The sequence below is a fragment of the Clostridium tertium genome (assembly GCF_017873245.1).
GTDB classification, from domain to species: domain Bacteria; phylum Bacillota; class Clostridia; order Clostridiales; family Clostridiaceae; genus Clostridium; species Clostridium tertium.
In genome coordinates, this window is the sequence record NZ_JAGGJY010000007.1 from 19,584 (window position 1) to 40,582 (window position 20,999).

At 27.9% G+C, this 20,999-nt stretch carries 17 protein-coding genes; 2 read left to right on the top strand and 15 right to left on the bottom strand.

The window, feature by feature from the left end:
- Positions 1-22 precede the first annotated feature (22 nt).
- From J2Z25_RS09140 to ychF, 7 genes are all read right to left on the bottom strand, one after another.
- Positions 23-1,384: a UDP-N-acetylmuramoyl-tripeptide--D-alanyl-D-alanine ligase gene (locus J2Z25_RS09140; RefSeq protein WP_008679188.1), complete on the bottom strand. Its 1,362-nt coding sequence runs from the start codon at positions 1,382-1,384 to the stop codon at positions 23-25.
- A gap of 15 nt (positions 1,385-1,399) precedes the next feature.
- The gene (locus J2Z25_RS09145) at positions 1,400-2,851 is read right to left on the bottom strand and encodes a UDP-N-acetylmuramoyl-L-alanyl-D-glutamate--2,6-diaminopimelate ligase (RefSeq protein ID WP_008679190.1); all 1,452 of its coding nucleotides are present in this window, start codon (positions 2,849-2,851) and stop codon (positions 1,400-1,402) included.
- 101 nt (positions 2,852-2,952) lie between these two features.
- Complete coding sequence (locus J2Z25_RS09150) at positions 2,953-5,148, bottom strand: stage V sporulation protein D (protein ID WP_008679191.1); 2,196 nt, start codon at positions 5,146-5,148, stop codon at positions 2,953-2,955.
- Positions 5,149-5,239: 91 nt separating this feature from the next.
- Positions 5,240-5,677: a cell division protein FtsL gene (locus J2Z25_RS09155; protein ID WP_209739999.1), complete on the bottom strand. Its 438-nt coding sequence runs from the start codon at positions 5,675-5,677 to the stop codon at positions 5,240-5,242.
- 36 nt (positions 5,678-5,713) lie between these two features.
- A complete protein-coding gene (gene rsmH, locus J2Z25_RS09160; protein ID WP_209740002.1) occupies positions 5,714-6,646 on the bottom strand; it encodes a 16S rRNA (cytosine(1402)-N(4))-methyltransferase RsmH in 933 nt (310 codons plus the stop codon).
- An 11-nt stretch (positions 6,647-6,657) separates the two neighbouring features.
- Positions 6,658-7,086 carry a division/cell wall cluster transcriptional repressor MraZ gene (mraZ, locus tag J2Z25_RS09165; RefSeq protein WP_008679194.1) on the bottom strand — a complete coding sequence of 143 codons (429 nt, stop codon included), beginning with the start codon at positions 7,084-7,086 and terminating at the stop codon, positions 6,658-6,660.
- A gap of 222 nt (positions 7,087-7,308) precedes the next feature.
- Positions 7,309-8,406, bottom strand: a complete 1,098-nt coding sequence (gene ychF / locus J2Z25_RS09170) for a redox-regulated ATPase YchF (protein ID WP_209740012.1) — start codon at positions 8,404-8,406, stop codon at positions 7,309-7,311.
- Between the two features lie 523 nt (positions 8,407-8,929).
- Between ychF and pdaA the strand changes: the two genes are divergently transcribed.
- A complete protein-coding gene (pdaA, locus tag J2Z25_RS09175; protein ID WP_142418846.1) occupies positions 8,930-9,712 on the top strand; it encodes a delta-lactam-biosynthetic de-N-acetylase in 783 nt (260 codons plus the stop codon).
- Positions 9,713-9,734: 22 nt separating this feature from the next.
- Here the strand turns inward: pdaA and J2Z25_RS09180 are convergent, their stop codons facing one another.
- The 8 genes from J2Z25_RS09180 to J2Z25_RS09215 form a co-directional block, all read right to left on the bottom strand.
- The gene (locus tag J2Z25_RS09180; RefSeq protein ID WP_209740016.1) at positions 9,735-10,388 is read right to left on the bottom strand and encodes a cyclodeaminase/cyclohydrolase family protein; all 654 of its coding nucleotides are present in this window, start codon (positions 10,386-10,388) and stop codon (positions 9,735-9,737) included.
- A gap of 2 nt (positions 10,389-10,390) precedes the next feature.
- Positions 10,391-11,539 carry a glycosyltransferase gene (locus tag J2Z25_RS09185; protein ID WP_195624567.1) on the bottom strand — a complete coding sequence of 383 codons (1,149 nt, stop codon included), beginning with the start codon at positions 11,537-11,539 and terminating at the stop codon, positions 10,391-10,393.
- A gap of 2 nt (positions 11,540-11,541) precedes the next feature.
- Positions 11,542-12,822, bottom strand: a complete 1,281-nt coding sequence (locus J2Z25_RS09190; RefSeq protein ID WP_209740019.1) for a glycosyltransferase — start codon at positions 12,820-12,822, stop codon at positions 11,542-11,544.
- A gap of 9 nt (positions 12,823-12,831) precedes the next feature.
- Positions 12,832-14,364, bottom strand: a complete 1,533-nt coding sequence (murJ, locus tag J2Z25_RS09195) for a murein biosynthesis integral membrane protein MurJ (protein ID WP_209740022.1) — start codon at positions 14,362-14,364, stop codon at positions 12,832-12,834.
- On the bottom strand, positions 14,357-15,091 hold the full coding sequence (locus tag J2Z25_RS09200) for a WecB/TagA/CpsF family glycosyltransferase (RefSeq protein ID WP_209740025.1): 735 nt from the start codon (positions 15,089-15,091) through the stop codon (positions 14,357-14,359). Before J2Z25_RS09200 ends, murJ begins: the two co-directional genes overlap by 8 nt.
- A 265-nt stretch (positions 15,092-15,356) precedes the next feature.
- The gene (locus J2Z25_RS09205; protein ID WP_425340181.1) at positions 15,357-16,445 is read right to left on the bottom strand and encodes a tetratricopeptide repeat protein; all 1,089 of its coding nucleotides are present in this window, start codon (positions 16,443-16,445) and stop codon (positions 15,357-15,359) included.
- A gap of 339 nt (positions 16,446-16,784) precedes the next feature.
- On the bottom strand, positions 16,785-18,512 hold the full coding sequence (locus tag J2Z25_RS09210; protein ID WP_209740027.1) for a phospho-sugar mutase: 1,728 nt from the start codon (positions 18,510-18,512) through the stop codon (positions 16,785-16,787).
- A 120-nt stretch (positions 18,513-18,632) separates the two neighbouring features.
- Positions 18,633-19,229, bottom strand: a complete 597-nt coding sequence (locus tag J2Z25_RS09215) for a 50S ribosomal protein L25 (RefSeq protein WP_209740041.1) — start codon at positions 19,227-19,229, stop codon at positions 18,633-18,635.
- Between the two features lie 205 nt (positions 19,230-19,434).
- On the opposite strand from J2Z25_RS09215, the gene J2Z25_RS09220 reads away from it, so the two are divergent.
- Positions 19,435-20,898: an aminotransferase class I/II-fold pyridoxal phosphate-dependent enzyme gene (locus tag J2Z25_RS09220; RefSeq protein WP_209740043.1), complete on the top strand. Its 1,464-nt coding sequence runs from the start codon at positions 19,435-19,437 to the stop codon at positions 20,896-20,898.
- Positions 20,899-20,999: the final 101 nt, after the last annotated feature.

Consider the following 20,999-nt stretch of genomic DNA (forward strand, 5'->3'; position numbering starts at 1 on the left):
TAAAGGCAGTTCACCTCCTTCGTTATATTGAGACTTCTTCTAATGAACTAACTATATCTTCAAACTTCATACCTCTTGAAGCCTTTACTAAAACTACATCATTTTCTTTAATTATCGTATCTAATTTATCTATACATTCTTCTTTTGTAGCAAAAGTAATGATATTTTCTCCTGTAAATCCCTTTTTAAAATAATCTTTGTATTCTCCTACTGCTATTAATAAATCAACTTTAGTTAAAGCATAGTTTCCTACTTCAATATGTGACTTTACAGCTTCTTCTCCTAATTCATTCATAGTCCCAAGTATAGCTATTTTTCTTCCTGTTTTATAACTACTAAGTACATCCATTGAAGATTTCATTGAATCTGGACTAGCATTATAACAATCATTTATAATTGTTATTTTATTTCTTTTAATAACTTGTAGCCTCATTGATGTAGCTTCTAAATTTTTTATACCTTTTTTCATTTCATCAAAAGTAACATTTAATTTTTTAGCCACTTCTACTGCAAGCATAGAATTTAATATATTATGTTTGCCAGCCATAGGTATTGTAAATATACTTTCTTCATTTTTATCTTTAACTGTAAATGTTGTTTTGTCCTCCTCTAGTATAATATTAAATGCATAAACATCATATTCATGATTATATCCAATTTTTAGAATTTCAAAACACTTGTCTTTTATTTTTAATAAGTTTTCATCTTCACCATTTATTATAAGAGTATTTGTTTCATCAAAATAATTAAATATCTCACTCTTAGCTTTTAATATATTTTCTTGAGTTTTTAGGTTTTCTATATGAGATAATCCTATATTGGTTATAACAGCTATATCTGGTCTTGCACAATTTGCAAGAACATCTATTTCTCCTAAGTTACTCATTCCCATTTCTAAAACTGCTACATCTATAGAACTATCAAGTTCTAAAATCATTAGCGGTAAGCCTATTTGATTATTAAAGTTTCCTTTTGTTTTAAAAACCTTATATTTCTCACTTAAAAAAGCAGCAATCAAATCCTTTGTAGATGTTTTTCCACATGATCCAGTAACTCCTATAACTTTTAAGCCTAGTTTTTTTCTATAGTAATTGGCAAGGTTTAATAGGGCTTTTTCAGTATCTTCAACTTTAATTACTGTTTGTAGATTATCTGTATTATTTAAATCAAATAATATTTCATCAACTATTGCTATAGAAGCTCCTTTTGAAAAAGCTTCTATAACAAATTTATTTCCATTAAATCTTTCGCCGTTTATAGCAAAATAAATATTGTTCTTTTCTATTTTTCTAGTATCAATACAAACACTATTGAAATCAGTTTTTCCTTTAACTATTAATTCACCATTCATGGCTTCTAAAAGTTCGTTTAAAGATAATTCCAATTTATCCACCTCTAATTATTTCTTTTTACTTATTAAAATTTCATCTACTACTTCTCTTTCATCAAAATGAATTACACCTTCATTTGTGATTTGATAATTTTCATGTCCTTTACCAGCTAAAACAACTACGTCTCCTTCTTCAGCCATACCTAAAGCAAGCTTAATTGCTTCAACTCTATTTTCAATTGCTAAATAATTTGACTTTGTAATGCCTGCAACTATTTCTTTTATAATTGCCATTGGATCTTCTTCTCTTGGATTGTCCGATGTAATTATAGCTAAATCTGCAAGTTCTGTTCCAATCCTTCCAAGCTCAGCTCTCTTTACCTTATCTCTATCTCCACCACATCCATATACAGCTATTAATCTATTTTTAGTAAATCCCTTTAATGTTTCTAAGATATTTTTTAACCCATCAGGAGTATGCGCAAAATCTATTATTATGTCATAAGGTATGTCATATTTATAACCTATTCTTTCGCATCTACCTGGTACAACAACATCTAATAATCCTTTCCTTATTGACTCATTGCTAATTCCTAAAATACTCATTGCGCCTACTGCACCTAAAGCATTATATACATTATACTCTCCTGGTAAGACTGAATTAAATTCTTCCCCATTTATCTTAAAATGTATATCTCCTTCTTTTAACATAAGATCTGATGCTTTAAAGTCACTATTATTATTTATTGAATAAGTTTTAATTTCCTTATTTTCTAATTTTTCAACATCTTTCAACACTCTATATCCATAATCATCATCAACATTTATTACGCTAGCCTTACTTCTTTCAAACAATTTAAATTTTGCATTGTAATAATTATCAAAAGATTTGTGGAAATCTAAATGATCTCTAGTTAGATTAGTGAATATTCCCACCTCAAATTCACAACCATAAACTCTATCTAATTGTAATGAATGTGATGAAACTTCCATAACACAATACTCACAATTTGCATCTACCATATCCTTAAATAATTTTTGAAGTTCTAATGATTCAGGAGTAGTTCTTTCAGATTTAAGCTTATTTTCTCCAATATAATTAGCTATTGTTCCAACAAGACCTACTTTCTTCCCTGCTTTCTCAAGCATTGATTTTAGTAAATACACTGTTGTTGTTTTACCATTTGTACCTGTAACACCTATTAATTTTAAAGATTTTGTTGGATGACCATAATAGTTTGCTGACATTGTAGCAAGGGCTTTTCTTCCTTCATTAACAAGAAGAACTGTTACTCCTTCACTTTTTATATCTATTTTTTTCTCACATAGTACTACCTTAGCACCAGCTTCTATAGCTTTATTTGCATAGTCATGTCCATCAACTTCGAAACCTGTAAGACACACGAACAAGTCACCTTCATTTACTTTTCTACTATCATATTGAATGTGATTTACTTCTTTTTCTACTGTTCCTTCTAATAATTCATAATCTACTCCCTTTAATAAATCTAATAACTTCATTTCACCATCTCCTTAATATTCTAAAAAGAACTCCCTATGTCTTTTGTATAAAAATTTAGCATGTGAGTGTCCCACATGCTAATGTAAAGGGATATTCTAAATTAATCTCCATATTCTTCGTTTAATACAAGTTTTACATTCGTTCCTTTTATTATCATTTCACCCTTTGGAATACTTTGCTTAACTATTGCGCCTTCACCTTCAAATGTATAATTTATACCTAAATCATTTAAAATTTTAGATGCAGACTCTAAGGAGTACCCCCTTAAATCAGGCATAACGACATTTTTATTATAAGACTCTGAATCTCCTGTGTCTATATTAATCTTAGAATTTTCTTTAACTGTGTATCCTGGGTAAGGCTTCACACTTGTTATTATAGACCCATTTCCTTCAATATTATACTCTAAATTATATTCTTTCAATATTTTTTTTGCTTCATCTATTTTAAGTCCTCTTATTTCAGGAATAACTACTTCCTTCACAATACTATCTATATCATCCTTTGATATTTCTGAGCTCATATAATTAAATATATCTGTAAACAGCTCATTTGCAAGTGGAGCTACTATTTGTCCCGCATAATAAGTACCTGTACCAGGCTCATCAATAGAAATAAACACCGAAACTTGCGGATTATCAGCTGGTGCAAATCCAGCTAAGGAAGATATATATTTTCCCGATTCGTATCCACCACCATTTGGATTAACTTTTTGAGCTGTTCCTGTTTTAGCCGCAATATGATATCCTTCAACGTAAGCCTTGCTTGAACCTCCATATGAAACTACTCTTTCTAAATAATCTCTTAAAATAGCAGTATTTTCTTCACTTAAAACTTCTGTTACTTTTGGTTCAAATGTTTTATCAACAACGACATTTCCATTTTCATCTTTAGAAGTAACCTCTTTCATTATATGAGGTTGGATTAGCTTTCCACCATTTACAATGCTATTAAATGCTGTCATATATTGAATTGCATTTACAGTGTTTGTTTGACCAAATGAAATTGTCGCAAGGTCAGCTTCATTGATATTTTCTGTTTTTTTAACAATTCCTTTTGCTTCCCCTGGCAAGTCAACTCCACTAACTTTACCAAATCCCAATTTAGCTATATAATCATTTAACTTTTCTTTTCCAATTCTCTTACCAATTTCCATAAATCCAACGTTACATGAGTTTTGAAGTATTTCTGGTAATATTTGTGTGCCATGTCCTGATGTTTTCCAACATTTAATTGTATGAGGCCCAACCTTTAAACTTCCGTTACAAGTAAATGTATCTGACTCCTTAACAAGACCTTCTTCTAAGTTTCCAATCATAGTTACAACCTTAAAAATTGATCCCGGCTCAAAAGTATCGTTGACTAAATGATTTCTCCACATTTTTTGAACTTTTTCTCCTGTAGTTGAACCCTCATAATTTTCTGCACCTTCATATGGGGTATTCGGATCAAAATCAGGTTTGTTTACCATTGCTAATATTTCACCGTTGCTTGGATTCATTATAATTATAGAAACTTGCTTTGCCTCATTATCTTTATAACCTTTTTCAGCTATTTTTTCAGCAAATGACTGTAAATTAGCATCTATTGTTAATGTAACATCTTTTCCATCTATTGGAGCTGTAAATTTAGATATTGTATATGGTAATTGATCATTATATTTATCTAATTCTGAAATACGTAATCCAGGAGTACCTGATAAATAATCATTATACTGTAACTCTACTCCAGTTAAGCCTTGACCATCAATATTAGTACTGCCTAAAACATGAGCTAAAAAGTTTCCATTTGGATAATATCTTTTTGTATCTGGAGATACTATCACTCCCGGTATGTTTAAATCCTTAACTTTATCTGCCTGTTCTTTTTCTATTCTCCTAACTAATGTTGCTGCCCCAGCATCAGCTCCACTTGGAAGCTTTGTATTTAGCTTTTTAAGAACTTTTTCTACATCCATTTCTAATGCTTCTGCTATTTTAGGAGCTATAGAATCATTAGTTAAATTTTCTTTCCTTAAATGTGACCTTATTGAGTTTAAGTCAAAATCTACTCTATAAACATTTGCAGATACTGCAAGTTCTACTCCATTTCTATCAAGTATTCTACCTCTTCTTGCATCAATTTTAACTTCACTTGTCCACTGTTCTTCAGCTCTTGCCGAGTATTCTCCTCTTTTGACTATCATTATGTAGGACAGTCTGATTATTAAAAGAGAAAATAAACACGTTAATGCGGTAAGCGCTAATGATATTCTTTTTTTCATTAGCGCTTTATCTCTATAATTCTTCTTATTCACATCAATGCCTCCATGTAATTTTTTTAAAAACATGTCGAGTGTAAACTTAACACTCTTTATCTTGGCAAGTGTACTATTTTATAACTTATGTTTATTCCCCTAAGTTAGCAAAAAAGTTTTTAGTTAAATCCACTTCTACTGAATCATTTTTCTCTGGAATTTTCATTCCAGATTCATTAGCTATATCCTTTATATCTGCTAGTGATGAATATCTTAATAAGTTTACCCTTAATGCCTCTCCTTCTGCAGTAGCAGTCTTTATTTCACTTTTTACTTTTGAAAGATCATTTTGCATCCTATAAACTTTACCATCCCTTGCAATAGTGCTAACACCTAAAATTAAAGCAATACAAGATACTTGCAATATACTTTTTACAGTAGCCTTCTTTGCTGCCTTTTCTTTTCTTTGTAGTTCTCTTTGTCTTCTTTCTTGCTTTTCTCTTTCTATTCTCTTGTCTATCTCATTATACTTTCTCTTTGGAGTTAATACTGTATTACCCCTTATATAATCATATTCTCTCTCAACCATTTTATTACATCCCCCATACATTTTACTTAACTTTTTTTAAATTCTCTCTATAACCCTTAATTTAGCACTTCTACTTCTAGGATTTTCTTCTACTTCTTCTTTTGATGGCTCAATAGCCTTTCTACTAATTAATTTAACTTTCGCTTTGCCACCACAAACACAAATTGGAAATTCTTTTGGACAAGTACATGATGTTGCTAATTCCTTAAATTTAAGCTTAACTATTCTATCCTCTAAAGAATGGAAAGTTATTATAGCCATTCTCCCACCCTTATTTAATCTATTTACGCCATCTTCAATTGCCTTATTTAATATAGATAATTCACTATTCACTTCTATTCTAATAGCTTGAAAAGTTCTTTTTGCTGGATGTGGTCCTTCTCTTCTAGCCTTAGCAGGTATAGCAGCTTTTATTATTTCTACTAACTCTAAGGTAGTTTCTATTGGTTTATTTTCTCTGTTTTCTACTATAAATCTTGCGATTCTTTTAGCAAATTTTTCTTCACCATAATCTCTAATTATTCTATAAATTTCTTCCTCTTCATATTCATTTATAACTTCATATGCAGATAAAGAACTTTCTCTATTCATTCTCATATCTAAAGGGGCATCTTGCATATAGCTAAATCCTCTATCACCTTCATCTAATTGATAAGATGACACACCAAGGTCCATAAGCATTCCATCTATTTTTTCTATTTCTAAGTTATTTAAAACTGAATCAATATTATAAAAATTACTATGGACAAACTTTACATTTGCAAAATCTTGTAACCTTTCCCCTGCTGCTTTAAGTGCATCTTTATCTTGATCTACACCTATTAAAGTTCCATCTTTTGATAGCCTTTTTAATATTTCTAAAGAATGTCCCCCTCCTCCAAGTGTTCCATCAACATATATTCCATCTTCTTTAATATTTAATCCCTCTATGCACTCATTTAAAAGTACCGATACATGTTTAAATTCCATAATATTACTCCTTATATTCCTAAATCGCTCATTTTTTCAGCAATAGAATCAAAATCTATATCTGATTCATTATATTCTTGCCATTTTTCCTTACCCCAAATCTCAACTCTAGTTAATACTCCTATACTTACTATTTCCTTTTCTATACATGCATATTCCTTTAAATTTTGAGGAATTAAGCCTCTTCCTTGTTTGTCAACTTCAACTTCACAGGCACCTGAAAAAAAGAATCTAACAAATGCTCTTGCATCCTTATTTGTAAGTGGTAAAGATTTTAATTTAACTTCTAGAGCTCTCCATTCTTCCATTGGATACGCGTAAAGACACCCATCTAAGCCTTTAGTAATAACAAAATTATTACCTAACCCTTCTCTTAGCTTTACAGGGACTATCATTCTATTTTTAGCATCTATCGCATGTTGATATTCTCCTATAAACATCTTTACCCCTACCTCATAATACTAATAATATATTTGCTCCACTTTTAACCACTTTTAACCACTCTATAGTATTATTTTATAGAATTTCAACCAATTCTTCAAGGTTTATTTGATTTTTTAAGAATTTATTTTACATAATTAATAAAAAGTTATAAAATTTGTAATTATTAATTTCAAAAATAAAAAAGGCTGATTCAAAATCAGCCTTTTTTAAAGAAGTAATTAAACATTAAATCTAAAGTTTACTACATCTCCATCTTTCATAACATATTCTTTACCTTCTAATCTATAAAGTCCCTTTTCCTTAGCTGCTGCTTCTGAACCACATTCTACTAAATCATTATATGAAACTATTTCTGCTCTAATAAATCCTCTTTCTATATCTGAATGTATCTTACCAGCTGCTTGTGGAGCTTTTGTTCCTTCTTTTATAGTCCAAGCTCTTACTTCTTGAACTCCTGCTGTTAAATAGCTTATTAAACCTAATAATTTATAACTAGCTCTTATAAGCTTATCTAATCCTGATTCTGTTAAGCCATATTCACTTAACATTTCTTGTTTTTCTTCATCTTCTAAACCTGATAGTTCTTCTTCTAGTTTTGCACAAACAACAACAACTTCAGAGTTTTCACTTTCTGCATGTGCTCTTACTTTTTGAACATACTCATTATTTGTATTCCCTTCCATCATATCATCTTCTGATATATTACATGCATAAAGAACTGGTTTTGAAGTTATTAAGAATAATCCTTTTATTAACTCTTCTTCCTCTTCTGTTACTTCTAATGTTCTTATAGGTAAGTTTTTTTCTAAGTGAGTTTTAACCTTTTCCATTAAAGCATATTCTTCCTTAGCCTTTTTATCTCCAGATCTAACTTGCTTAATTGATCTTTCCATTCTTCTTTCTAGGACTTCTAAATCAGCAAATATAAGTTCTAAATTTATAGTTTCTATATCTCTAATTGGATCAACTGAACCTTCAACGTGTACAACATTTCCATCATCAAAACATCTTACAACATGAACTATTGCAGAAACTTCTCTTATATGAGATAAAAACTTATTTCCTAACCCTTCACCTTTAGAAGCACCTTTAACAAGCCCTGCTATATCATAAAATTCAACTGCAGTATAAACTTTCTTCTTAGTGTTATACATTTTTTCTAAAACATCTAATCTTTTATCTGGTACACTAACTACTCCAACATTTGGTTCTATAGTACAAAAAGGATAGTTTGCTGACTCTGCTCCAGCTTTTGTAATTGCATTAAATAAAGTACTTTTACCTACGTTTGGTAAACCAACTATTCCTAAATTCATCTATGTACATTCCTTTCTTCTCTTAAATCATATCCTTAAAATTATACTCTACAATATTAATTATTTCAATATATATAAGTTATAATGAAAATTTATAAGTAATGAAAAAATATAAATAATTGCTAGCATTATATAAGTTATAAAGAATTTTAATAATAAAAGAATTAATAATTAAAAAATTAAAGAGTAAAAACTCAAGGAATTTTTGAATTAGATATGAGTTTCATAAATTTAATTTTGAGTTTTATTTATCAAAACATCATTACTTTTTCAATTTTTATTCTTTTACCTTTTCATTAAATATTATTTTATAGACAAGATTTCATATTCTAAAATAATGTTACTTATATATATTATTAACTAAAACATATATAATCGGCAATTAATAGCATTTATACATTGTATTTCTATGTGTAAAAGAATTTTTTTAGATAAAAATAAACTTATATAAGTTGTAGTTAAAAATTCTATTTTTTAAGCAACTTATAAAAATAGATATTATTTATAAAAAGGTGGTGAACTAATGAAAAAAGTAAATATTTTTGCTACTTTTCTACTATCTTTAATTATTATCTTTACTTTTTCTTTTATACCTACAAATGCTCTAGCATCTGATGATTTAGAGCTAAATTGGTATTTTGTAAATAGAGAAAAAGGTAAAACTCCAGAACCTCCAAAAGAATCTGCTGACTTCTTTAGTGACTTTGGAGCCTATTATGTAGGTGATACAAACTCTAAAGTATTATATTTAACTTTTGATGAGGGTTATGAAAATGGTAATACCCCTAAAATTTTAGATATTTTAAAAGATGAACAAGTTCCTGCTGCATTTTTTGTAGTTAAGCCTTATATAAAGGAACAACCTGAAATAGTTAAAAGAATGGTAGATGAAGGACATTTAGTTTGTAATCATACATCTCATCATCCATCAATGGCTAGTATTCTAGATACTGAAAAATTTAAAAAAGAATTTACTGAAGTAGAAGAAGAATTTAAAGCATTAACATCACAAGATATGCCTAAATTTTTTAGACCTCCAATGGGGAAATATTCTAAAAATTCTTTAAAGAAAACTCAAGATTTAGAATATAAAACAATTTTTTGGAGCTTTGCGTATAAGGATTGGCTTGTTGATAATCAACCTGAAGAATCGGCTGCAATAAAAAAGATAGTAAATGGAGCTCATCCAGGCTCTATAATGTTGTTACATGCAGTATCTGATACAAATACAAAGATATTAAAAACTGTAATTCAAGAACTTAAAGCTCAAGGTTATGAATTTAAATCTTTAAATGAATTACCTTAAAAAAATATAGTCTCTTTTGAGACTATATTTTTTTAGGATATATTATATTTTCAACTTCATTCATTAAATTACATTTTTTCACATAAGAAATATTAAGGATACTCTTACATTTATTTTCTATTTCTTCACAAAATTCTTCTTCCTTTAAAAAGTTCAAATTAACTTTTACATTAATTATTGAACTTTCTATTGCTGAGTGTAATAAAACAGTTGCAACACCAGCATCAGAAATCAAATTTTTATTACCATGTTTAATTGCAAATTCAATATTATCATAAAACTTAATACACTCTTCTGCTAATAATAACGGTGTTTTCATTGCTTTCATGGTGTTTTCTTTAATTTTTTCTTTCCTTATTATATTTTCCTCTTCATTATTCTTAGGTAATTTATAGCTATCCATTAAACTTAAAAAATCATCTCTATCTTGTTCCATGAAATTTTGAGCTTTCTTAATAAACTCTTTAGCTTCTTCTTGTAGTTTAACCATCTTATTTTTTTCATTGTCACTTAATTTTTCAAAAACCTTTTTACCTATTGTTAATGAATAAACCATAGAGTTTAAACTACTAGATAACGCCGCTACTAATGCAGCAGTACTTCCACCTCCTGGAGAAGGCGCATCTGAAGATAATTCTAATATAAATTTATCTACAGTATAATCTTTAAACAACATAATTAACTTCTCCTATCTAATACTAAATTATAAATTTCTAGTATTTCATTTGTTATTTTTTCTTTAGAGAATTTTTCTATACAGTCTATTCTTATATCTTCTGCATTATAAGAATTACTATTTTCCATTATATATTTCATTGCATTCCCTAATTCATCAACATCGTCAACTTTAACAATCAATCCATTTTTAGAATTTATAATATCTTCAGCACCACCATTATAAGTTCCTATTATTGGTTTGCCTGATGCTAAAGCTTCAATATAAACAACTCCAAATGTTTCGTATCTTGAGGCTAATACAAAAGAATCACATATACTCATATAATGCGAAACTTCTTTCCTAGACAGAGCGCCCAAAAATTCTACTTGATTTTTTATTTCCAACTCTTCGCATAGTTTAATTAAAAAATCCTTTTGACTTCCATCTCCACCTATTAGAAGTTTAGAATCAGTTTCCTTTAGGTATTTAGCATATGATCTTATAAGAGTATCCATCCCTTTTTCACCTTCCAAAAATGCTAAAGATAAGAAAGTGAAATTTTTATTTTTATTTTTACTTATATAGAAATTTTCTATAGGTATTAAGTTATGTATAACCTTTATATCTTTCCTTCCACAAAATTTTGATATTTCTTTCTTTAGCCCATTACCAACAGCTATTAATTCATCTGCTTCTAAATAAGATTCTTTTATTAAAGGTTTATAACTTTCTTTTATATATATTGCTTTCTCCAAAGAAGAATGTTCGGTTATTATTAATGGTATATTATACTTTTTTGAAATATAATTAGCACTTATTCCTGCCCAAAATGAAGATTGGCAATGTATTAAATCTACTTTACCTTCTTTTTTCACTACTTCCTTATATAACTTCTCTAATCTCCTATTAAATACTTTAAACATCATAGGATTCTTAGGAAGATAATTAAAATTTTTATATCTATATGTTTTTAAGCCTTCTTCAACACTATAATTTAACCCTATTTTTTCTTTTACCTTAAAAGCTAATGTTAATGGCCAAATCTCATTATAAGCAATAGTAATTTTTATTCCACGTTCCTTAAGTGCTATCGCTTGTTCTTTAAAAAAGCTTCCATGCACGGGGTTTCTTTTATTATGATACCACGACGGTATAAACATAACATGCATAACTACTCCCCCTTCAAAATGGAATTTAATCTTTTAGATATATTTTCCCACTCATACTCTTTAATTGGATTTGATTTGCTTCCCATTAAAATCTTTTGTGATAATTCAGAAATACTTTTATAAATCTCTTGTTCATTATTTAAAGCTATACTACACTTATCTAAATTATTTACTACATCAGTTATAGGATCATTTTTATCACCTAAAACAACTAGAACATATCCATTACAGCCAAAGTAATCATATATTTTAGCTGGTATTTGCTTTGAATTTTTATTGCCAAAAAGCAATAATATATCAGCATTAACCATATATGCTAGTGCTTCTCTATAAGGTATTCTATTTGATACTTTCACATTACTTATACTTGATAATTCATTTTTAATATTTTCATCGTCTATATTTCCAAAGAAAAGTATATTTAAACTTTCATATAGCTTATTATTTTCCACTTTAAGTTTATTTATAACTTTAATAAATGGTCTAACATCCCTAAGCTTTGAAAAGATTTCTCCAGTATAAACTATATTTATCTTCTTCTTATCAATTAATTTTGGATTTTCCTTTTCTTTTATATCTGAATATATTTTTTCATCATAGCCTCTTGTTATAATGTAAGTATCTTCTTTTTTTATGTTATAGGTTTCTATATAATCATCCCTATTAGCATTTGTAACAAAAATATATTTATCAGCTAAAGAAATTATATTTCTTTCATAATTTTCCTCAAAATTTCTTCTTATTGAACCAGATCCTTCTCTAGTAGAATCTTTAAGCCAAGGATCACTCCAATATGTTATCCATTTAAGACTAGGAAATTTCTTCTTAATTTTATATGCACATATATGACTAGATGGAGGTTCATGCATAGAAAACATAACATCAAATCTTTCTTTTTTCATAAGCTCAATGCCATATTTACTTGCTCGAAAAGCCCAATATAAATACATATCTGGCACTGCAAGTATCTTTTTCACCTTTCTTAAAGCACCTTTAACTTTAATATTTCCTAAACTAGCATTAACAACTGCTGTTTCTTGAGTTTTTCTTGGCATTATTGCTTCAAATAACTTTCCACCTGAAATTATATGTAATTTAATTCTCTTATCTAACATATTAAATATATGTTCATCATAATAAATTGAATTTGAAGGAAAGTTTACAGTTAATAAATGAATAGTATTCTCTTTAATTTTTGCTAAATTATTTAAATATTGAAGAGTTTCAATCGATGCTGAGTTGTTAATTAATGGTGAATAACATGCAATAAATAATATTTTCATTTTATTAATTTAAACCTCCTTCTTAACTTTTCCTTTTATCATATTTAAAGCCTCATCAAATTCTTCTATTTTTAAAATTTTACACATAATCATAAATAATATTGCTCCAAAGCTTCCGTCAATTAAAATAATAATAAAAGGACTTTCTATTCCTAATAAATTATTTACAAAATAAAGAATTAAAATCATTAATGATGAGCTTAGTATAACTTTGCTAATCTTTATAATAACTTCTTTTACATTAAAGTTTCCAACTAACTTTCTAGTTGAATTTAATAATAATAAAGCTATTACTAAAGATGATACAGATGTAGCTATCGCTATCCCCAGCACCCCTATGTATTTAGATAAAATTATACTTAAAAGTATATTTATAACAACACCTATTATTCCATTAATGGTAGTAAGTTTTGTTTTTTTCATTGAAAATAATGAAGAATTTAAAATATCTCTTATTCCTGCAAAAGGTAGTTGCAAGGAATATCCAAGCAATGCCATAGAAGTTAAAATAACAGCACTTGAATCAAATTTTCCTCTTTCATAAAATACTGCAACTATTTCTTTACTTAAAAATAGCATTCCAAAAGTTATAGGAATTAAAAATAAGCATATTATTACTATTGATTTAGTTAAATATTTTATAAATCCAGTATTATCTCCAGCATTCAATCTATTTGCCATTAAAGGATAAACTACTGATACTATTGATGTTGTTATTGCTGTATTTGCAAATGTAACTATTCTTTGAGAGTATTCTAATGAGGCCATTGCACCTGTAGTTAATCCTGATGCCAAGCTTTTATCTACTAACATATTAATTGAATTTGCTCCAGCTCCAACTATAACTGGAAGTATTAAAATCATCATATTTCTAAGCTTTTCATCTTTCAAATCTATATATAACTTTAATTTATAACCTTGCTTATATAAAGATGGGATTTGAACTAATACTCTTAATAAATTTCCTAATATATTTGCAATAGTTAATCCTATAATACTTACCTCTCCAAAAAAAGCTAAATAAACTATTATTGGAAGATTAAAAAACAATCCTAATATTGATGGGACAATAAAATCTTCACACACTTGTAGTATTGATAAAAAACAAGCATTAACACATAATAAAACTATATTTATTAAAGTTATTCTAGTTAAAAATATAGTTAGCTCAATTTGCTCTATAGTGAACTTAGGCACAAAAATATTAACTATTTCCTTTGTAAATATTAATCCTAAGATAATTATAAATATTGATAATATACTTAAAATAGTAATAACATTATTTGAAAACTTAAACATCTCTTCTTTACTTTTATTATGTTTAATTTCACTTAACATTGGTATAAAGGTAGTTGATATTGCAAGCCCAACTATCATAAATACCGACTCAGGTATTGCAACTGAAGCAACATATATGTCATAAGAACCTTCTACCCCAAAGTGATATGCTGCTAACATATCCCTACCAAAACCTATTATTCTACTTAATAAAGTCATAGCCATTACTATAAAAGTTGCTTTAAAAATCTTATTTTTACTCATACTTCACCTTTTTATTTTTAGCAACAAGCAATAAAAACTTAGGAATACTTCCAAGTCTCTTTATCCTCCATGGCTCCTTTGAAACCCTATAGAGCCACTCTAATCCAAGTTTTATCATCCACTTAGGTGCTCTATTAACCTTTTCTGCAATCACATCAAAGCTTCCGCCAACTCCCATAAAGATTTTACATGGTAACTCTTCCATATATCTTACTATAAACTCTTCTTGTCTTGGACATCCCATAGCTACAAAAATCGCATATGGTTCTTTTTCTTTTATATCATTTAATATTTCATTTACTTTATCTATATCAAAAAAACCATTCCTATATCCAACAATGTTTATATTTGGATACTTAACCATTAAATTTGCAACACAAGCATTAAGATTTTCATCACTTGTTCCTAATAAATATATCCCTTTATTCTCCTTTGAACACTTTTTTATTATTCTTTTCATTAAATCTATTCCTGCTATTTTTTCTTCAACAGGAGTCTTTAAGTATTTAGCTGCAATTTGAAGGCCCACACCATCTGGTATTATAAATGCTTTATCACTTTTAAAGTTTTCTAATAATTCCTTATTATAAAGTCCTGTGTATAGCACTTCTGGATTTCCTGATATTATATGAACCTTATCAAGCTTATCAATATATTTTAAAGCATCTAGTAATTTATTTTTATATACTTTATATCCTAATACATTAATAAAATCATTATCTTTCATCTTTTCTCCTTAATAATACATAAGTAAAATTATTCATAATTATAATACCATATTTATCTAACTTACTAAAGTTAAAAATTGCGAAGCAATTTATTAGTGAAAAGTTAGGAGTGAAAGAGTGAAAAGCTTAGGATATTTTGCTACGCAAAATTTAATCTATAAGTGCAAAACACCTTTTATTCAAAAAAATCCTGTAAGGATTTTCTCCTTAACTTTTTCCCTATTAACTATTTCACTCTTCACTATTTTGCTTCGCAAAATATAACTATTTGTTTAACATCTTTTCTAAGTCTTTTACAATTTCATCTTCTGGATCTAATTTTTTAGCTATATCAAGATGCAATTTAGCTTCTTCTAAATTATTTAAATTTATATAGCACATAACAATATTTGTACATATTTCTACTTCTTTTGTAACTTCAAAAGCCTTCTTAAAGTATTTAATTGCACTTTCAAAGTCATTTATACACGCATAGTTTATTCCAAGCTCTACAACTACTTCATATATTCCACTTTCTCTTCCTAAACTTTCATTTAAATAATAAATAGCTTTTTCATAATTTTCAAGTTTTCTATAAGCAACACCTAAATAATAATAAACCAATGGATTATTTTCAAATTTTTCTAGTAATTCAAGTAATAATTTTACTGTTTTAACTGGATCGTCTTTTAAATGTTCTATTGCAATTTCATAATTTGATATATTAGTTATATCATCAATTAATATACTTACCTCTTCTGTTTTTTTACCACCATTATTTAAATACTCATTAATTGCAACATTTGCTCCTTTAAAGTCCCCATCATCTTTTAATATCAAAGTCTTATAAAGATATGCTTCCGGGACTTTTAAAGAATTTTCTTCACAATATTCTATATCTTGCAATAAAATATCTTTAAAAGCACTATCCTTTTCTCTTAAATTTTCACCAACTAATAAAAGTTTTTTCATAACATCCATATCTTTTGAATATCTATAAAATCCTTTTAAAAGTAAATAAGCATCTATTAATTTCTCATCATTTATTTTTTTAGAAATTATACTTTTTATACAATTTTCTGTATCCTTAATATATGTTAATATAGTTTCATAATCTTCATTAAATCTTAAATTTTCATCTGCTCCTATTGCAAAAAACATTCCTTCTATAAAATAATATATAGGTAAATTTTTAATTTTAACTTCATTATTAACATTTGATGTTATATATTCTGGAGAAATAGGTAAATATAAATCTTTATTTTTAAAATCTACATAAGTAGGAATATGTACACTTTCTTTAAACCCCTCTTTATCCATTTCTAAAAATAATAACTTACCTAACTTTTCTTTAAATGCTGCATTATAATCCAATACAGATACCTCCTTAAAAATAGCTTTATTATAAATAATACTATATATTTTTAAAGCTTTCAAATAAGAAAGTTAATATCCAAAGTTTACTTACAGTAACTTGAAGTAATTTGATAAGTTTTTATTACACAGCTTTTTATTCATTCCAAATTAATGACTACGTACCCTTTAATAAAACTAGCCATTTTTAAACAAATATACTTATAATTTAAACTTGAAATTTTATATAAAGCACTTTCATATTTTATAAGTTTTAAGGTTATACTTTATTATATAAAATAAGGTAAGCTATTAACATAATAACTTACCCTACTATCATAACTATATAACTTTTTATATTTAATTTAACTTAGAATTGATTAAACTTACTACTTCATTTTTGAAACTTTCTAGTTTTTCTTCTGAATCTTTTAAGCTATTTCCCTTAACAGCAACATAAGCTTTCATTTTTGGCTCTGTTCCTGAAGGTCTTACTACAAACCATGCACCATTTTCTAAAACGAACTTTAGAACATTTGACTTTGGAAGATCTATTTCTTTTTTATCTCCACTGCTTATATTTTCTTCAGTTCCTAACTTATAATCATATTTTGTAACTACCTTAACTCCATTAACTTCCACAAGATTTTCATTTCTTAAAGAATCAATACACTTAGATATTTTTTCGCTTCCTTCTTTTCCTTTTAACTCAAATGATACTAGAGTTTCTTTAAAGTATCCATACTTTTCATATAACTCTACTAAACCATCATAAAGACTTTTTCCTTTTTCCTTATAGAATAAAGTCATTTCCGCTATTAGCATAGCTGCTATTACAGCATCTTTATCTCTAACAAAATCTCCTGCTAAATATCCATAACTTTCTTCAAATCCAAAAATATAAGTCTTATCTTTATTAACTTCAAATCCTTGAATCTTTTCACCAATATATTTAAATCCAGTTAATACTTCCATAAGCTCAATATTATATGCTTCAGCAATTTTCTTAGCACCATCTGTAGTTACTATAGTTTTAATTATAACTCCATCTTCTGGCAGCCTTCCTTCTTCTTTTAAAGCATCTAAAATATATTGAGTTAACAATAATCCTGTTTGATTTCCAGTTAATACTCTATATTCACCTTCACTATCTTTTACAACAACACCAATTCTATCTGCATCTGGGTCTGTTGCAAAAATAACATCTGGATTTTCAGTTTTAGCCATTTCTAATGCTAATTTAAATACTGCTGGTTCTTCTGGGTTTGGATATGATGCAGTTGGGAAGTTTCCATCTGGCATTTCTTGTTCTTTAACTACCGATACCCCAGTGTATCCAAGTTCATTAAGAATTCTTCTTACTGGCATGTTTCCTGATCCATGTATTGGAGTATATATAACCTTTAAATCACTAGCATTTTCTTTTACTAGTTCTTTTCTAATAGTTAAACCTTTTACTGAATCAATATAAGCTTTATCTACTTCTTCTCCAATATATTTTAGCAATCCTTTTGCTAAAGCTTCTTCCTCATCCACTGTATTTATCTTATCAAAACTATCTATTTTATTAACTTCACTTATTATTATGTTAGCTTTTTCATCAGTAACTTGACCACCAAACTCATCATAAACCTTATAACCGTTATACTCTTTAGGATTATGTGAAGCTGTAACAACAATACCACCAGTACAATTTAAATGTCTTACTGCAAAAGAAAGCATTGGAGTTGGTCTTAAACCTTCATACAAATACACATTGATATTATTTGCGCAAAGAGTTAAAGCTGCAGCTTTTGAAAACTCCTTTGACATATTTCTAGAATCATATGCTATTGCTACTGAAGGATTTTCAAATCTTGTATTTAAATAATTTGCAAATCCTTGAGTTGCTTTGGAAACAGTATATATATTCATTCTATTACTTCCTGCACCAATTACACCTCTAAGTCCACCTGTACCAAACTCAAGATCCTTATAAAATCTATCTTCAATTTCCTTTTCGTCCTTTATAGCTCTTAATTCATCTTTCATCTTTTCATCAACTATGTTTGATTCTAACCAATCATTATATTTTTCTCTATATAACATGCTACCCCTCCTAAAACTAATAATCAGGTAATATTATACACTAAAGAGTTTAATTATGGAATAAAAAAATGTAAAGGGATAACATATTGCATCTCTTTACATTTTTCAAGGTTATTTTTATTAATTTTTACTATTTTCTTCTGCTATTTCTTCCATATCATCACTTACAGTTTTTCTTTCGTAGCTCACTGAAGCAATTACAGTATTTAAATCATCAATTATTGAAAGTTCAGATGCTATTTCTAAATCTCCTACTCTATAGACATATCCATCATCACTTCTATTGATATTTATATCTACATGTTTTGGTAACGTATCCGCTGTACATTCTACTCTTATACTATCTTTCTCTTTTTGTAATACCATTCCTCTTTTACCTAAATGACCTTCGCCCACATAATGAATTGGTACAGAAGATACTATTTTTTGATTTTGTTCTAATTCTTCTAAGTCCAAATGAATTATTTTATGTGATACTGGATCTCTTTGAACATCTTTAATTAAAGCTTTATGAGCACATCCATTTAAATCGAAATCCAATACTCCATGCTCTCCATTTTTAGAAATTTCTCTACATAATTCTAATTCTCCAACCTCAAACATAAAATCATTTAAACTCTTACCATATAATATTCCTGGAACCTTTCCAGCTCTTCTTAGCTTCTTTGCATTGTTAGATATGTTTGAATCTCTCTTATTTAAGTTTAAGTTATTCACAGATAATTCCTCCTATTATTCAGCTTCTCTTCAAATATTGTTGTCAGAAAAACTATATTTTATTCAAATTTCACTATTTTACATATTTCTTTTAATTAAATTGAGTATTTTATTGCATAGTTTAAACTAATAAAATATAATATTATTGTTTGTATAAAACTTATTGGATAACCAATAATATTTATAAGAGAGAAGGTGTTCTAAATTGTATAAATTAAATCAAAATGAAACTCCTCTTTTTGATGCCCTTAAGGAGTATGTAGATAGAGACACGCTACCATTTCATGTTCCTGGACACAAAAAGGGAGTAGGTATAGATAAAGAATTTAAAAATTTTATAGGTGAAAATCCATTTAAAATAGATGTTACAGTATTTAAACTAGTTGATAGCTTACATCACCCTACTGGCCCTATAAAAAAAGCCCAAGAATTAGTAGCTGATGCTTATGAATCACATGCTTCATTTTTCTCAATTCACGGTACATCAGGTGCTATACAAGCTATGATCCTTGCAGTAGTAAATGATGGTGATAAAATAATCGTTCCTAGAAATGTACATAAATCAGTTACTTCTGGTATTATTTTAAGTGGCGCTGTTCCAGTTTTTATGGAACCTGAAATTGATAAGAAATTAGGAATTGCTCACGGTGTAACTCCTGAAACTGTTGAAAAAACTCTTAAAGAAAATCCAGATGCTAAAGCTGTATTAATTATAAATCCTACTTATTATGGTGTTGCAACCGACATAAAGAAAATTGCTGATATAGTCCATAGCTATGATATTCCATTAATAGTAGATGAAGCACATGGTCCTCATTTAGCATTTTCAGAAAAATTACCTATGTCAGCTTTAAAAGCTGGTGCTGATATTTGTGCTCAAAGTACACATAAAATAATAGGATCATTAACTCAAGGCTCTTTATTACATGTTAAAAGTAAATATGTAGATCCTAAAAGAGTTCAGCAAATTTTAAATTTAATGCAGACAACTTCTCCTTCATATATAATAATGGCATCTTTAGATTGTGCTAGAAGACAAATTGCATTAGAAGGAAAAGACTTACTTCAAAAAACAATAGAACTTTGCAAGTATACTAGGGCTGAAATAAATAAAATTCCTGGATTCTATTGCTTTGGAGAAGAAGTTCTAGGAAAGCCTGGTTCATATTCATTTGATCCTACAAAACTTACTATTTCTTCTAGAGAACTTGGAATAACAGGATTTGAACTTGATATGATCCTTGCAGATAAATATCATATTCAAATGGAATTATCTGATTTTTATAATGTTTTAGCGGTTGGCTCATTTGGAGATACTAAAGAAGGTATGGATAGATTACTATCTGCACTTAAAGAAATATCTAATGATTATTATGGTAAAAAGGAACCTGTTCAAGACTTTTTAGATATTCCTGCTATACCAACAAAAATACTTAATCCAAGAGAAGCTTTTTATAGTGATAAAATTTCAATTCCTTTAAATGAAAGCATAGGTAAAATTTCTGGTGAATTCTTACTTGCTTATCCTCCTGGAATTCCAGTACTTTGTCCTGGAGAGGAAATAACTCAAGAAGTTGTAGATTATGTTCATGATTTAAAAAGAGCTAATTTATATGTTCAAGGAACAGAAGATTTAACTGTAGAAAACATTAAAATTGTAAATAAATAGAACACCTATAAGTTTTATTTATTTACTATAAAATAAAAAAGAATATTTTATAGTTTCTATAAATAATAAAAAGGTAATTTGATAAATAAAATTGTCCTTGA

Excerpts from the sequence above, each read along its gene's own strand:
- J2Z25_RS09145 (WP_008679190.1), bottom strand. The coding sequence starts at position 2,851 with ATGAAGTTATTAGATTTATTAAAGGGAGTAGATTATGAATTATTAGAA.
- J2Z25_RS09155 (WP_209739999.1), bottom strand. The coding sequence starts at position 5,677 with ATGGTTGAGAGAGAATATGATTATATAAGGGGTAATACAGTATTAACT.
- rsmH (WP_209740002.1), bottom strand. The coding sequence starts at position 6,646 with ATGGAATTTAAACATGTATCGGTACTTTTAAATGAGTGCATAGAGGGA.
- mraZ (WP_008679194.1), bottom strand. The coding sequence starts at position 7,086 with ATGTTTATAGGAGAATATCAACATGCGATAGATGCTAAAAATAGAATG.
- ychF (WP_209740012.1), bottom strand. The coding sequence starts at position 8,406 with ATGAATTTAGGAATAGTTGGTTTACCAAACGTAGGTAAAAGTACTTTA.
- pdaA (WP_142418846.1), top strand. The coding sequence starts at position 8,930 with ATGAAAAAAGTAAATATTTTTGCTACTTTTCTACTATCTTTAATTATT.
- J2Z25_RS09180 (WP_209740016.1), bottom strand. The coding sequence starts at position 10,388 with ATGTTGTTTAAAGATTATACTGTAGATAAATTTATATTAGAATTATCT.
- J2Z25_RS09185 (WP_195624567.1), bottom strand. The coding sequence starts at position 11,539 with ATGCATGTTATGTTTATACCGTCGTGGTATCATAATAAAAGAAACCCC.
- J2Z25_RS09190 (WP_209740019.1), bottom strand. The coding sequence starts at position 12,822 with ATGAAAATATTATTTATTGCATGTTATTCACCATTAATTAACAACTCA.
- murJ (WP_209740022.1), bottom strand. The coding sequence starts at position 14,364 with ATGAGTAAAAATAAGATTTTTAAAGCAACTTTTATAGTAATGGCTATG.
- J2Z25_RS09200 (WP_209740025.1), bottom strand. The coding sequence starts at position 15,091 with ATGAAAGATAATGATTTTATTAATGTATTAGGATATAAAGTATATAAA.
- J2Z25_RS09210 (WP_209740027.1), bottom strand. The coding sequence starts at position 18,512 with ATGTTATATAGAGAAAAATATAATGATTGGTTAGAATCAAACATAGTT.